General features: G+C 69.7%; 9 protein-coding genes. 8 read left to right on the top strand and 1 reads right to left on the bottom strand.

What is annotated here, in order from left to right; all coding sequences use genetic code 11:
* The first annotated feature begins 27 nt into the window (after positions 1–27).
* From SFC76_RS15150 to SFC76_RS15125, 6 genes are all read left to right on the top strand, one after another.
* A complete protein-coding gene (locus tag SFC76_RS15150) occupies positions 28–3,111 on the top strand; it encodes a TonB-dependent receptor (RefSeq protein WP_322850246.1) in 3,084 nt (1,027 codons plus the stop codon).
* 67 nt (positions 3,112–3,178) lie between these two features.
* Positions 3,179–4,759, top strand: coding sequence for a GH39 family glycosyl hydrolase (locus SFC76_RS15145; protein WP_322850245.1), 1,581 nt, complete (start codon positions 3,179–3,181; stop codon positions 4,757–4,759).
* A 53-nt stretch (positions 4,760–4,812) separates the two neighbouring features.
* Positions 4,813–6,978 carry a hypothetical protein gene (locus tag SFC76_RS15140; RefSeq protein ID WP_322850244.1) on the top strand — a complete coding sequence of 722 codons (2,166 nt, stop codon included), beginning with the start codon at positions 4,813–4,815 and terminating at the stop codon, positions 6,976–6,978.
* A gap of 61 nt (positions 6,979–7,039) precedes the next feature.
* Positions 7,040–7,840: an SDR family oxidoreductase gene (locus tag SFC76_RS15135; protein WP_322850243.1), complete on the top strand. Its 801-nt coding sequence runs from the start codon at positions 7,040–7,042 to the stop codon at positions 7,838–7,840.
* Positions 7,833–9,656: a glycoside hydrolase family 15 protein gene (locus SFC76_RS15130; RefSeq protein WP_322850242.1), complete on the top strand. Its 1,824-nt coding sequence runs from the start codon at positions 7,833–7,835 to the stop codon at positions 9,654–9,656. Before SFC76_RS15135 ends, SFC76_RS15130 begins: the two co-directional genes overlap by 8 nt.
* A gap of 86 nt (positions 9,657–9,742) precedes the next feature.
* On the top strand, positions 9,743–11,029 hold the full coding sequence (locus SFC76_RS15125; protein WP_322850241.1) for a hypothetical protein: 1,287 nt from the start codon (positions 9,743–9,745) through the stop codon (positions 11,027–11,029).
* Here the strand turns inward: SFC76_RS15125 and SFC76_RS15120 are convergent.
* Positions 11,001–11,171 carry a hypothetical protein gene (locus SFC76_RS15120; protein WP_322850240.1) on the bottom strand — a complete coding sequence of 57 codons (171 nt, stop codon included), beginning with the start codon at positions 11,169–11,171 and terminating at the stop codon, positions 11,001–11,003. The two genes, SFC76_RS15125 and SFC76_RS15120, sit on opposite strands and share 29 nt — an antisense overlap.
* A 56-nt stretch (positions 11,172–11,227) precedes the next feature.
* On the opposite strand from SFC76_RS15120, the gene SFC76_RS15115 reads away from it, so the two are divergent.
* Both SFC76_RS15115 and SFC76_RS15110 read left to right on the top strand, forming a co-directional pair.
* Positions 11,228–13,894 carry a bifunctional [glutamine synthetase] adenylyltransferase/[glutamine synthetase]-adenylyl-L-tyrosine phosphorylase gene (locus tag SFC76_RS15115; protein WP_322850239.1) on the top strand — a complete coding sequence of 889 codons (2,667 nt, stop codon included), beginning with the start codon at positions 11,228–11,230 and terminating at the stop codon, positions 13,892–13,894.
* The gene (locus SFC76_RS15110) at positions 13,887–14,342 is read left to right on the top strand and encodes a peroxiredoxin (RefSeq protein WP_322850238.1); all 456 of its coding nucleotides are present in this window, start codon (positions 13,887–13,889) and stop codon (positions 14,340–14,342) included. The genes SFC76_RS15115 and SFC76_RS15110 overlap by 8 nt, the downstream gene beginning before the upstream one ends.
* The last annotated feature ends 16 nt before the right edge of the window (positions 14,343–14,358 follow it).

The following is a 14,358-nucleotide window of genomic DNA, read 5'->3' as shown; positions in this document are numbered from 1 at the left end:
CGCCATTTGGGCGGAGAGGGTCTGGGGATGACGAACATCGCGAGCACGGACGGATATCGTCCGGCATTCAACGCCGCCCTGCGGGCAGGCGTATCGGGTCTCGTGCTGGGGATGATCGCGGTATCATCGCCGGCGGCGGCGGCCGGCATCGGCCAGGCCGACACCAGCGCCATCCCCCAGACCACCGGCCAGGCGGCGACCACCGCCGGCGACCAGAGCAGCGACCAGCCGGGCGGCGAAGAGATCGTCGTCACCGGCCGCCGCGCCGCGTTGCAGGCCGCCGACGAGCGCAAGCGCCGCAGCGAGACGATCATCGATTCGGTCGTCGCCGACGAGGCGGGCAAGCTGCCCGACAACAGCATCACCGAAGTGCTCCAGCGCGTCTCGGGCGTGTCGATCGTGCGCTTTGCGGCGCTCGGCGATCCCGACCACTTCTCGGTGCAGGGTTCGGGCGTGCAGGTGCGCGGCCTGACCGGCGTCGCCTCGCGCCTCAACGGCCGCGAGATCTTCAGCGCCAACAACGGCCGCGCGATCCTGTGGAGCGACGTCACCCCCGAGCTGATGGCAGCGGTCGACGTCTACAAGGCGTCCACCGCCGACCTGATCGAGGGCGGCACCGGCGGCCAGATCGATCTGCGCACCAAGATGCCGTTCGACTTCAACGGCAAGTTCCACATGGCCGCGACCGGCGAACTCGGCATGGGCGACATGGCGCAGAAGGCCGATCCCGTCGCCTCGGTGCTCGCGACCAAGACCTTCGACACGCCGATCGGCAAGATCGGCATCCTCGCCGACGTGGCGTACAGCCAGTTCAGCTCGCTGTCGCAGTTCATCCGCACCGAGCCCTATTTCAAGACGAACATCAGCGGCAAGGATTACTATATCCCCGGCGGCTTCACCTATGGCGACGAGGCGTTCCAGTATCGCCGCTACGGCATCTATGGCGCGGTGCAGTGGGCACCGACCGACGATTTGACGTTCAGCGGCACCTTCTTCCAGTCGCGCTACAAGAGCCAGTCGAGCGATTACGGCGCGCAGGTCAGCTCGCAGACGCTGGCGGTCGATCCGGCGAGCAGCAGCTTCGACAGCAATGGCGTGCTGACCAAGACCAGCTCGCTGTTCAACCGCGACACCACCACCTTCCTCCCCAGCGCCAACACCGTGACCAGCTCGGGCAACAAGGGCTTCGTCGATAGCAACACGCGCACCCGCGACTATTCGCTGGCGTTCAATTATGCGCCGACGGACAGTCATCTGTCGCTCAAGGGCGCATTGCAGCGCGTCGATTCGCGCCAGATCTACGATCGTCTCGACATCTTCCGCGACGTCAGCTTCGGTACCGGCTTCGGCATGGACCTGACCAACGACCTGCCGCAGATCACCACGACTGCCGCCGCACAGGCGGGCTTCGCCAATCCCGCCAGCTATTTTTGGTCGGCGTCGATGCCGCATAACGAGCGCAACAAGGGGCGGCTCGATTCGGCCAATCTCGACGCCGAATATTCGTTCGACGACAGCTTCCTGAAGGCGATCAAGGTCGGCGCGCGTGCGGCGGAGCGGACCGAGCGCGACCTCGGCAACGGTTACAATTGGAGCGCGCTGGGCCGCGGCTGGAACGGCGATCCGCAGCTGACCTATGCCAATGCCGCCCCGGGCGACACGACCTATCACGCGTTCAAGGACTTCTTCCGCGGCGAGACGGTGCTGCCGGGCAATCTGATGTTCGCGAGCGAGGATCTGGCGAAGCGCTTCGTGGCGAATCGCACCGGGCTGGTGGCGTCGCCGCCGGCGGGCTTCTGCCCCGCCACCGCGCAGTTCGACTGTTCGGTCGCGGGCCCGCTCCCGGCCGGCAGCGGATATGGCGGTGGTTCGGCGATCACGCGGCCTGCCGGCTTCGTGCTGCCGGGCGATCAGGTCGACAACAAGACGATCACCAAGGCGGCCTATGCGCTGGCGCGCTTCGGCCGGCCGGAGGGCGGCATCTCGGGCAACGTCGGCGTCCGCGTCGTCAATATCCAGAACGAGGGCAGCGGCTACATCCAGCAGAACGCCAATACGTTCATCCGCAACGGCCAGACGCAGACGCTGGGGCAGACGTTCCTGGCCCGTGGCGGCAAGGCGGAGTTCACCCGCTGGCTGCCGTCGATCAACGTCGACTATGCGCCGAACGAGAAGATCAAGATCCGCGGCGGTTACAACATCACCATGGATCTGCCGACGTTCAACGCGCTGCGTGCGTCGGGCAGCATCGGCGTCGCGACGACGAGCAACCCCGGCAACGTCAACGGCGGCAGCAGCCTGCCGAACATCTTCACCAACTTCACCGCGGACACGGGCAATCCGTTGCTCAAGCCGACGATGTCGAACAACTTCGATCTGTCGTTCGAATATTATGCGCGTCCCGGTACCGCCTTCCACCTCGCGCCGTTCTACAAGCGGCTGACCGATCTGCCGATCTACTCGCTGACCCAGCGCCAGGTGACCGTGGTCTATACCGACGGCACCAGCGAGAACGTCAGTGCGGCGGCGACCGATTACATCAACGCCACCAAGGCGGCGACGGTGAAGGGCGTCGAGGTCGGCGGTCGTGCCTTCCTCGACATGCTGCCGGGCGTGCTGTCAGGTCTCGGCTTCGAGGCGAACTATACGTTCATCGACAGCAAGAACCCGGGCGATCTGTATCGCGACATCAACGGCGTCCAGCGTGCCGACGCGCCGCTGATCGGCCTGTCGAAGCATAATGCCAACGTCACGTTGCTCTACGAGAAGCAGGCGGTGTCGTTCCGCGTCGCGTATTCGTGGCGCTCGCGCTACCTGCAGACGACCAACAGCAACGGCACCAACCCGACCTATACTTACTATTCCGCGCCGGGCGCGACCGGGCAGGCGATCCAGATCGCGCTGCCCGTCTATGGCGACGCCTATGGCACGGTCGATGGCGGGGCGCGGTTCAAGGTCACCGACAATTTCTCCTTCGGTGTCCAGTTCACCAACATCCTCGGCGCGACGCAGCGCACGCTGATGGGCGGCTATCCGGGCGGCAAGCTGTACGGCCGTAGCTGGTTCCAGAGCGATCGCCGCATCTCGACCGGGATCAGCCTCGCTTTCTAGTGACCCAGCGCCCCGCTCGCCGACCGGCGGGCGGGGCGTCTGCCATCTCCCGATCCGAAGGACCGCCATGACCACGCTCCCGTTCCGTTTCGGCGCCGGTGCGCTGCTCTGTCTTGCTGCCGCGGCGTCCGCGGCACCTGCGCCCGAGCCGGTCCGGGCGATCGAGGTCGACGTCGCGCGGGCGGCTGCGCCGATCGATCGCGCCTTCGATCTGTCGGTGGGATCGGACTTCGCCGGGACGCTGATCCGCCCGGACAGCCTCGCGCAGCTCGACACCGCGGTGCGCGAGCTCGGCTTCCGTTACGTCCGCTTCCACGACGTGTTCACCGATGCGCTCGGCACGGTGAAGATGCGCGACGGCCGCATCGTCTACGACTGGACGAAGATCGACCAGCTCTACGACGCGATGCTCGCGCGCAAGATCAAGCCATTCGTCGAGCTGGGCTTCACGCCGGACGCGCTCAAGACCTCGAACCAGACGATCTTCTACTGGAAGGGCAATACCTCGCACCCGCAGGCCGAGGGCTGGGCCAGGCTGATCGACGCCTACGTCCGCCACCTGCGCCAGCGTTATGGCGCCGGGGAGGTGCGCAGCTGGTATTTCGAGGTGTGGAACGAGCCCAATCTCGCCGGCTTCTGGGAGAAGGGCGACAAAGCGGCGTATCTCAGCCTGTACGAATCGAGCGCGCGGACGATCAAGGCGATCGACCCGGCATTGCGCGTCGGCGGGCCGGCGACGGCGGGGGCTGCGTGGGTGCCCGACCTGCTCGATTATGCCGCGGCGCGTAAGGTGCCGATCGATTTCGTCACGACGCATACCTATGGCGTCGACGGCGGTTTCCTCGACGAGAAGGGCGAGGACGACAATCGCCTGTCGACCAATCCCGATGCGATCGTCGGCGACGTCCGCCGCGTCCGCGCGGAGATCGCGTCGTCGAAATTCCCCGGCCTGCCGCTGTACTTCACCGAATGGAGCGCGAGCTACAATCCGCGCGATCCGGTGCACGATTCCTATGTCAGCGCGCCTTATATCCTGACCAAGCTGCTCGCCACGCGCGGGATCGCGCAGGGGATGAGCTATTGGACCTATAGCGACCTGTTCGAAGAGGCCGGGCCGCCGCCGACGCCGTTCCACGGCGGCTTCGGGCTGATGAACCGCGAGGGCATCCGCAAGCCGGCGTGGTTCGCATATAAATATCTCCACGCGCTGAGCGGGCCTGAGATCGCGCTCGCCGACGCGCAGGCGCTGGCGACGACCGAGGGCGGGCGGACCAACGTGCTGGTCTGGAACTGGCAGCAGCCCAAGCAGACGCTGAGCAACCGGCCGTTCTTCACCCGGCAATTGCCGGCGACGGCCGCCGCGGCGGCGGACCTGCATCTGACCCATCTCGCGCCGGGGCGGTATCGGCTGACGGTGCACCGGACCGGCTATCAGAACAACGATGCGCATTCGCGCTATCTGGCGATGGGATCGCCCAAGACGCTGACACCGGCGCAGATCGCCGAATTGCAGGCGCTCACCACCGACACGCCGGAGATCGCGCGCGTCGTGCAGGTCGGTCGCGACGGCGGCTATACGCTGCGGCTGCCGATGCGCAGCAACGACGTGGTGCTGGCGACGCTGCAACCGGTGGCGTCGGGGAATTGAGCGGGTTGCGCCAACGGGCTGGGAGACGAAGCCGCGTCGGGCGGGCGCTGCTGATGGCCTTGGCGATGCTGGCCATGCCGGCGGCGTCGCCTGCGCAGCCGGCGGCGCGCTATCGCTGGACCAACGTCACCGTCGGCGCGGGCGGCTATGCGCCCGATATCGTCTTCAGCCCGGTCGAGCGCGGCCTTGCCTATCTGCGCACCGACATGGGCGGCGCCTATCGCTGGGATGCCGCGGCGGCGCGCTGGTTGCCGCTGCAGGATGGCAACGCCGTCTCCAGTTATATGGGGATCGAGAGCATCGCGGCCGATCCGGTCGATGCGGACGTCGTCTATATGGCGGCGGGGATGAACGCCGGCGCGCCCGCGGCGATCCTGCGCTCGGGCGATCGCGGGCGGACGTGGCGGGTGGTGCCGGTGCCGTTCGCGATGGGCGGCAACGAAGCGGGGCGCGGCCTCGGCGAGCGGCTGGCGATCGACCCCAATGACCATCGGCGGCTGTTCTTCGGGTCGCGGCACGACGGCCTGTGGCAGAGCCGCGATGCGGGGCAGAGCTGGTCGCCGGTGGCGGGTTTCCCGCACAAGGGGCTGGGCCAGCCGCCGCGGCGCACCAGCCACGGCGGCGTCGCCTTCGTCGCGATCGATCCGACCAGCGGCAGGGCAGGCGCTTCGCAGCGCATCTGGGCCGGGATCGCCGATCCGGGCGGGCCGGCACTGTATCGCTCCGACGACGGCGGGGTGCATTGGATCGCGGTGGCGGGGCCGGCGCTGTTCGCCGCCAAGGGCGTGGTCGACGCACGCGGCGTGCTGTGGGTCGGCTTCGCCAGCGGGATCGGCCCCAGCGACGTCAAGACCGGCGCGGTTTGGCGCTACGACCCGCAGGGGCATGGCCGCGACGTCACGCCGCCGGCGTGGCGGGCCGCAGGGGCCGAGGGCGGCTTCCTCGGGGTCGCGGTGGCGCGCTCGGCGCCGGGCACCGTCGCGGTCTCGACGATCGATCGCTATCGCGCGGGTGATTCGCTGTGGCTGAGCCGCGACGACGGTGTGCATTGGGACGACGTCGGCGCCCGTAGCCGCCGCGACGTCTCGACGACGCCGTTCCTGCTCCACGAGGGCAAGGGCGCCGATTTCGGCCATTGGATCTCGGGGCTGGCGATCGACCCGTTCGACGCGGGCCATATCGCTTATACCACCGGCGCGACCGTCTATACGGCGCAGCGCCTGCCGGCACGCGGCACGGTGCATTGGGCGCCGTGGGTGCGCGGGATCGAGCAGACCGCGGTGATCACGTTGATCTCGCCGACCGGTGGCGCACCGGTCGTGTCGGGGTTCGGCGACCTCGCCGGCTTCGTCCACGACGATCTCGATCGCTCGCCGCAGCCGACGTTCGCGAACCCGTATCTCTCCAACACCAACATGCTCGATTATGCCGGCAAGGCGCCGAACGTGATCGTCCGCAGCGGCAGCCTGTATCTCGACCGCCCCCGCGACGCGAGCCTCGCCCGTTCCGAGGACGGCGGCCGCCACTGGACGCCGGTGCGATTGCCGCCGCAGGGTAATCCGCCGGCGCGCGACGACCTCAACGGCGAGGCGGCGATCACGGTATCGGCCGACGGCGCGACGATGATCGTTGCGGCGCGGCTGCCGCAGGTGACGCGCGACCGCGGCCGGACGTGGTCGCCGGTGCGCGGCCTGCCGCCGCGGACGCGCGCGGTGTCCGACAAGCTCGATCCGGCGGTCTTCTACGCGGTCGACGCGGCGGGCGGGCGGCTGCTGGTGTCGCGCGATGCCGGGGCGAGCTTCGCGCCGGTGGCGGGACGCGGCCTGCCGCGCGACCTCACCGCGGCGCAGGCGCGCAACCGCGAATCGCAAAGCGCGCTCGTCGCTGCGCCCGACGCGACGGGGCGGCTGTGGCTGCAGGTCGGCAGCGCGCTGTTCCGCAGCGAGGATGGGGGCGCGTCGTTCGTGCCGGCGAGCGGCGGGCTGGCGGTCGAGCTGTTCGGGCTCGGCAAGGATGCGGTGTTCGCGATCGGCAGCCGGGCGGGTGTCCGCGGCGTCTGGCGTTCGACCGACCGCGGTGCGTCATGGCGGCGGATCGACGATGCCGCGCATCTTTGGGGCGGGCGCTATCGCGTGGTCGCCGGCGATCCGCGCCGTGCCGGGCGCGTCTATGTCGGCACCGACGGGCGCGGGCTGTTCTACGGCGATCCGATCGACTGACACGCATCCCCTGGCGCGCTCGACCGTTCAGGAGCGATTCGAAGCCATTGGAGATGCGTCCTTGTCCGTCCTTGCAGGTCATACTGCCATCGTCACCGGCGCCAGCTCGGGGATCGGCCATGCCGTCGCGGTGGGGCTCGCCGATGCCGGCGCCGCGGTCGTCGTCAACTATCGCTCCGACGAGGAGAGCGCCGAGGAACTGGCGCAGCGGATCACCGGCGCCGGCGGCAAGGCGATCGCGGTACAGGCCGACGTATCGCAGGAGCCGGACGTCGCCCGTCTGTTCGACGCCGCGGCGGCCGCGTTCGGCCGGATCGACGTGCTCGTCTCCAATTCGGGCGTGCAGAAGGACGCGCCGGTCGCCGACCTGACGCTCGCCGACTGGAATACGGTCATCGACATCAACCTGACCGGGCAATTCCTCTGCGCGCGCGAGGCGATCCGCCGCTTCCGCGCGCAGCCGCAGGACGGCCGGCCCGCGCGCAGCGCCGGCACGATCATCGCGATGAGCTCTGTCCACGAGCTGATCCCCTGGGCCGGCCACGTCAATTACGCCACCGCCAAGGGCGGGGTACGGATGCTGACGCGCACGCTGGCGCAGGAGGTCGCGGCGGACGGCATCCGCGTCAATGCGATCGCGCCCGGCGCGATCCGCACGCCGATCAACAAGGAGGCGTGGGAGACGGAGGCGGCGTTGACCAAATTGCTGAAGCTGATCCCGTACGGCCGGATCGGCGAACCCGAGGACGTCGCGCGCGCCGCGGTGTGGCTCGCTTCCGACGCCGCCGACTACGTCACCGGCACCACCGTGTTCGTCGATGGCGGCATGTCGCTCTATCCCGAATTCCGCGACAATGGATGATGCGGGGGGCGGGCCGCTCCGGCGCATCGGCGATCACGGCATCATCGGCGACATGGAGACCGCGGCGCTGGTCGCCGCCGACGGGACGATCGATTATCTATGCTGGCCGTCGCTCGATAGCCCCAGCGTGTTCGCCGAGCTGCTCGACGCCGAGCGCGGCGGCGCGTTCGAGATCCGGCCGGCGCTCGACGCGGCCCGGGTGATCCAGATCTACGTTCCCGATACCAACGTGCTGACGACGCGCTGGATGGCGACGGACGGCAGCGTCGAGATCGTCGATCTGATGCCGCATCCCGACGCGCGCGTGCATCCGGAGCATCGGGCGCGCTGCCTGATCCGCCAGGTCACGGTGACGCGCGGCACGGTCGCCTTCGCCGCACGCTGCCGACCACGCTTCGATTACGCCCGCGAGGTGCCGCAGGCGGCTGCGGCGGACGGCGGCGTGCGCTTCATCGGACGGGACCTGACGCTGCGCCTGCATGCCTCGGTGCCGCTGATCTGCGGCGAGGGCGTGGCGGAGGCGGGCTTCACCCTCGGCGAGGGCGAAAGCGCATGGTTTGTGTTCGGCGAGGAGGCTCTGGAGCGTCCCGACGATGCGACCGTCGTCGCCGAGATCGCCGCGACCACGGCCGCCTGGCGCGGCTGGCTGTCGCGTACGAGCTATCGGGGTCGCTGGCGCGAGGAGATGATGCGCTCGGCGCTCGCCCTCAAGCTGCTCACCTCGAACCGCCACGGCTCGATCGCCGCGGCGGCGACCTTCTCGCTGCCCGAGGCGGTGGGGGCGGGGCGCAACTGGGATTATCGCGCGACCTGGATCCGCGACGCGTCGTTCACCGTCTACGCCTTCATGCGATTGGGCTTCATCGACGAGGCCGAGCATTTCCGCCGCTGGGCCAGCGAGCGGGTGATGGCCGCCGACCGCGAGCATCCGATCGGCATCATGTATGCGATCGACGGATCGGAGGCGGTGGACGAAGAAGAACTGCCGCATCTCGCCGGTTATGCCGACAGCGGGCCGGTGCGGATCGGCAACGGCGCCCACGCGCAGAGCCAGCTCGATATCTTCGGCGAGCTGATGGACAGCGTCTATCTCTCGAACAAATACGGCGCGGCGATCGATCACGCCGGCTGGCAGCACGTCCGCGGCGTCATCGACTATGTCATCGCTAATTGGGACCAGCCCGATGCCGGCATCTGGGAGATGCGGTCGGAGCCGCGCCACTTCCTTCATTCGCGGCTGATGTGCTGGGTGGCGCTCGACCGGGCGATCCGGCTCGCCAAGAAGCGCTCGCTGCCCGCACCGCTGGTCGCCTGGAGCGAGGCGCGCGACGCGATCGTCGAGGATATCTGGAGCAACTTCCGTCATCCCGACCACGGCTATTTCGTCCAGGATCGCGGCGGCACCGAACTCGACGCGGCGTTGTTGATGATGCCGCTGGTGCGGTTCGTCTCCTCGACCGATCCGGTATGGCTCAAGACGCTCGACGCGATCGGCACGCACCTGCGCGACGACGGCCTCGTCTATCGCTACCGCGGCGACGACGGGCTGGAGGGGACGGAAGGCGCGTTCACCACCTGCACCTTCTGGTACGCCGAATGCCTCGCGCGGGCCGGCCGGCTCGACGAGGCGCAGATGATCCTCGCCAAGGGCATCGCTTATGCCAACCCGCTCGGCCTGTTCTCGGAAGAACTCGACCTGCGCGGCGAGCCGATCGGCAATTTCCCACAGGCACTCACCCACCTCGCCTTCATCAGCGCCGCCTATTTCACCGACCGGCGTCTAGACCCGAGCTACCGGCCGAACTGGCAGCCGTGAGTTTTTTGCGTCGCCTGCGCATGATCATTCATCGACGGGCCAGTTTGTCGCCTTAGAAGGACCATGTGGGGCGATTTCGGCGGGTCTTGCTGTGGGCGTTTATGCTGGGGGCGGGTGGTCCTGCGGTGGCGCAGTCGCTCGCGCCGCCGTCGCCGCCACCACCGATCGTTGCTGCGGCGGCGGTGCAGTCGCCCGAGGCGGCGCGGGCGCAGGATGCGGCGGCGGTGGCCGAGCGGCTCGGCGTGACGGTGGAGGAGGCGATCCGCCACCTCCGCTTGCAGGAGGCGAGCGTGCCGGTGACCGATGCGATCGCCGATCGCTTCGCCGATCGGTTGACGGGAATCGCGGTCGAGCATCGCCCCGATTTCGAGATCGTCGTGACGCTGACCGGCGACGCGCCGGTCGCCGAACAGATCGTCGATCTGGACGGCAGTGCGGTGCGCGTGACCTTCCGGACCGGCGCGGCGGTCGATCATACCGGGCTGGTGCAGGCGATCACCGCCTATCAGGCGACGATCCGCGCCAGCCTGATCGCGCCGCCGGGCCTCGGCATCGACCAGCGCAGTGGTGAGCTGGTCGCGGTCGTCTCGGGCCGCGACGTGGCGCGCGAGGGCGCAGGGCCGCTCGCCGAGCGGCTTGCGGCGCTGACGCATGTGCCGGTGCGGCTGCGCGTGGTCGATCAGCCGGCGCTCGACATGGGGGGCATCCAGGGCGGCGCGCGGGTGGTCGGGCAGGTGCCGGGCGATACGCATCGCTATCTGTGCACCGCTGGTTTCGTCGTCACCGACGGCTTGCGCACCGGGCTCGCCACCGCGGCGCATTGTCCGGACGAACTGACCGGGCGCGACGCCGACGGGCACGAGCAGGCGCTGCCGTTCGTCGGGCAATGGGGCTGGGGGCATCAGGACGTGCAGATCAATGCGAGCGCGTCGGCGCTGGCGCCGCTGTTCTTCGCCGATACCGCCAAGACGATCAGCCGGCCGGTCGTCGGCGCGCGCGGGCGTGCGGGGATGCGCGCGGGCGACGTCGTCTGCCATCGCGGCGAGCGGACCGGCTATAGCTGTTCGCAGGTCGAGCTGACCGATTTCGCGCCGGCGGGCGATCTGTGCGGCGGCGCGTGCCTGCCGACGTGGACGACGGTGGCGGGGCCGGTGTGCAAGAGCGGCGACAGCGGCAGTCCGGTGTTCCTCGGCGATACCGCTTATGGGATCCTCAAGGGGGGCAGCTATCGGCCCGACGGCAGTTGTGCCTTTTATTTCTATATGTCGACGGACTATTTGCCGCGCGGCTGGCGGTTGCTGACGGCCGAGCCTGCGGGGCGCGAAACCGTGCCGGCGCCGCCGCTCAGTGGGAGGGACGGTCGAGCCGGTTGAGCAGCGCCTGGAGATCGTCGGGCATCGGCGTTTCGCCGAACACGCCGCGTAGCGCATTGCCCAGCGGGTCCGCCGGACGCGGAAGGCGGACGACATAGTCGCCGCTGCGGCCCTTCCCAGACGTGTGCATGGCGGTATTCATGTTGGCTAGAACGATCGTCCGGCGGAAACGTTGCGCCAGACAGCAAGGATGAGCCGATGCCGCCGCCCGTCACCGATGTTCTGGACCGCGCCCGCGCCAATGCGCCGTTCCTAGCGCTGTTGCTCGATCGCGAGCCGGTGCTGGCGGAGCGGCTCGCGGCGGGGCGGTTCGACCTCGGCTATACGACGGCGACGCCGGATATGGCGGTCGCGCGGCAGTTGCGCCTCGACCGGCGTGCACTGGCGCTGACCGTTGCGATCGGCGACCTCGCCGGGGTGATGGACCTCGCCGCGGTGACGCAGGCGCTGAGCGACTTCGCCGACCGCGCGCTCGACCGGGCGATCCGCGCGGCGATCGAAGAGCGGACCCCCGGCGCCGAGCCGCGCGGCTTCGCGGCGATCGCGCTCGGCAAACAGGGCAGCCGCGAGCTCAATTATTCCTCCGACATCGATCCGATCCTGATCTTCGATCCGCGGACGCTGCCGCACCGGGCGCGCGAGGAGCCCGAGGAGGCGGCGGTGCGGATCGCCAAGCGCGTCGTCGAGCTGCTCCAGGCGCGCGACGGCGATGGCTATGTGCTGCGCGTCGACCTGCGGCTGCGGCCTTCGCCCGAGGCGACGCCGATCGCGTTGCCGGTCGACGGCGCGATCGGTTACTATGAATCGCAGGCGCTGACCTGGGAGCGGGCGGCGTTCATCCGGGCGCGGGCGGCGGCGGGCGACCTCGAACTCGGCCGGTATTTCCTCGACGCGATCCGGCCGTTCGTCTGGCGGCGCGGGCTGGATTTCGGCGCGATCGGCGAAATCCGCGACCTCTCCAGGCGCATCCGCGACCATTATGCGAGCGGTCAGGCGTTCGGCCCCGGTTACGACCTCAAGCGCGGGCGCGGCGGCATCCGCGAGGCGGAGTTCTTCGCGCAGATCCACCAACTCATCCATGGCGGCCGCGACCCGGCGTTGCGCGTGCCGGCGACGCGCGATGCGCTTGCCCGGCTCGCCGAGGCGGGGTGGATCGGCGCGGACGAGGCGGCGGCGCTGACCGGCTCTTATGCCTTGCTGCGGACGATCGAGCATCGCGTCCAGATGATCGACGATCGCCAGACGCATAGCCTGCCGACCGGCGACGCGCTCGATCGGGTGGCGCGATTGCACGGACTGGACGAGGGCGGTGCGCTGATCGACCTGCTGCGCGGGCCGGTGGAGCGGGCGGGGCGTATCTACGACGCGCTCGACGACGGACGCGAGACGGGGTTGCCGCACGAGCCGCAGGCGCTCGCCGAGCGGCTGCGCGAGGCGGGCTTTCCCGACGGCCAAGCGGCGGCCGTGCGGATCGCGGGCTGGCGCGCCGGCCGCTATCCCGCGCTGCGCAGCCCGGCGGCGCGCGCGGCGCTGGAGGCGGTGCTGCCGGTGCTGATGCCCGCGCTCGCCGGTGCTCCCGATCCGGCGGCGGCGCTGCTGCGGCTCGACGTGTTGCTCGAACGGCTGGCGAGCGCGATCAACATCCTGCGACTGCTCGAGGCGCGGCCCGGCCTGGCGAGCCTGCTCGCGACGATCCTCAGCCATGCCGCGCCGCTCGCCGAGGCGCTGGCGACGCGGCCCGAGCTGATCGACTGGCTGATCGACCCCGGCGCGTTCGAGCCGCTCGGCGACGTCGCGACGCTCGCCGCCGAGATGACGCGCGGCGAGGGGCGCGACTATCAGGCGCTGCTCGATCATGTCCGCCGCATCGTCGGCGAGAAACGCTTCGCTTTGGGATCGCAGGTGGTGGCGGGGGCGGCCGATCCGCTGGATGCGGCGGCGGGCTATGCGCGGCTCGCCGAAGCGGCGATCGCGGTGCTCGCCGAGGCGACCGTCGCCGAATTCGCGCAGGCGCATGGTCGGGTGCCGGGCAGCGAGCTGCTGATCCTCGCCTTCGGACGGCTCGGCGGCGGCGCGCTGACGCATGCCAGCGACCTCGACCTCGTCTATCTGTTCACCGGCGATTTCACTGCGGAATCGGATGGCGCGAAGCCGCTGGGCGCGACGCTCTACTACAATCGTCTGGCGCAGCGGGTGACCGCGGCGCTGTCGGTGCCGACCGCGGCGGGGCCGCTCTATCCGGTCGACACGCGGCTGCGGCCGTCGGGGACGCAGGGGCCGCTGGTCGTGTCGCTCGATTCCTTCGCGCGGTATCAGCGCGAGGAGGCGTGGACCTGGGAGCATATGGCGCTGACCCGTGCGCGGCCGGTGTTCGGATCGGCGGCGGCGCGGGCGGCGGCGGCGGCGGTGGTCGCCGAGGTGCTCGCCGGCGCGCGACCGACGCGCGATCTCGCCGGCGAGGCGGTGGCGATGCGCGCCGAGATGGCGCGGCACAAGCCGCCGACCGGACCGCTCGACGCCAAGCTGCTGCCGGGCGGGCTGGTCGATCTGGAATTCACCGTGCATCTGACGCAGCTGCGGCATCGCACCGGGCTCGATCCGCATCTCGACACGGCGATCGCCGCGCTGGTGGGCGAGGAGCTGTTGCCCGCCGGGCTGACGGCGGCGAACGATCTGCTGACGCGGTTGCTGGTCGTGCTGCGCCTCGTCGCGCCGGATGCCGCGGAGCCGCCGCCGGCGACGCGCGAGCTGATCGCGCGGGCGCTACGCCGGGAGGATTGGGCCGCGGTGCTTGCCGCGCTGGCCGCGACGCGGCAGGAGGTCGGGGCGGCATGGACCCACGCGACAGGAGACGGACATGGATGACGGCGCGACGATCCCGGCGGTGACGGTGATCGCCCCCGACGGCTCGCCGGTGCGGCTGGACGCGCTGGCGTTGCCGGCGGTGATCTATTTCTATCCCAAGGACGATACGTCCGGGTGCACGCGGGAGGCACAGGACTTTTCGGCGCTGTCGGCGGATTTCGCCGCAGCCGGGGTGAGCGTGCTCGGGATCAGCAAGGACCCGCCCGCCAAACACGGTAAGTTCATCGCCAAATACGACCTCACCGTCGGACTGGCGAGCGACGAGGACGGCAGCGCCTGCGATGCGTTCGGCGTGTGGGGCGAGAAGCAGATGTACGGCAAGACCTATATGGGGATCGAGCGGGCGACCTTCCTGTTCGGTGCCGACGGCCGGCTGGTGCGGGCGTGGCGCAAGGTGAAGGTGCCCGGCCATGCCGAGGCAGTGCTGGCGGCGGCGCGAGGGGCGTAGCGCAACCTGATCCCTC

Origin of the sequence: Sphingomonas sp. CD22 (assembly GCF_034556155.1) — a bacterium.
GTDB lineage: Bacteria > Pseudomonadota > Alphaproteobacteria > Sphingomonadales > Sphingomonadaceae > Sphingomonas.
Note: the sequence above shows the minus strand (reverse complement) of the source record. Positions and strands in the feature narration are given on the sequence as shown.

Bases quoted from the DNA above. Each gene is read 5' to 3' on its own strand.
- SFC76_RS15150 (WP_322850246.1), top strand. From the start codon at position 28: ATGACGAACATCGCGAGCACGGACGGATATCGTCCGGCATTCAACGCC.
- SFC76_RS15130 (WP_322850242.1), top strand. From the start codon at position 7,833: ATGGATGATGCGGGGGGCGGGCCGCTCCGGCGCATCGGCGATCACGGC.
- SFC76_RS15115 (WP_322850239.1), top strand. From the start codon at position 11,228: ATGCCGCCGCCCGTCACCGATGTTCTGGACCGCGCCCGCGCCAATGCG.
- SFC76_RS15110 (WP_322850238.1), top strand. From the start codon at position 13,887: ATGGATGACGGCGCGACGATCCCGGCGGTGACGGTGATCGCCCCCGAC.
- SFC76_RS15145 (WP_322850245.1), top strand. From the start codon at position 3,179: ATGACCACGCTCCCGTTCCGTTTCGGCGCCGGTGCGCTGCTCTGTCTT.
- SFC76_RS15120 (WP_322850240.1), bottom strand. From the start codon at position 11,171: ATGAATACCGCCATGCACACGTCTGGGAAGGGCCGCAGCGGCGACTAT.
- SFC76_RS15140 (WP_322850244.1), top strand. From the start codon at position 4,813: ATGGCCTTGGCGATGCTGGCCATGCCGGCGGCGTCGCCTGCGCAGCCG.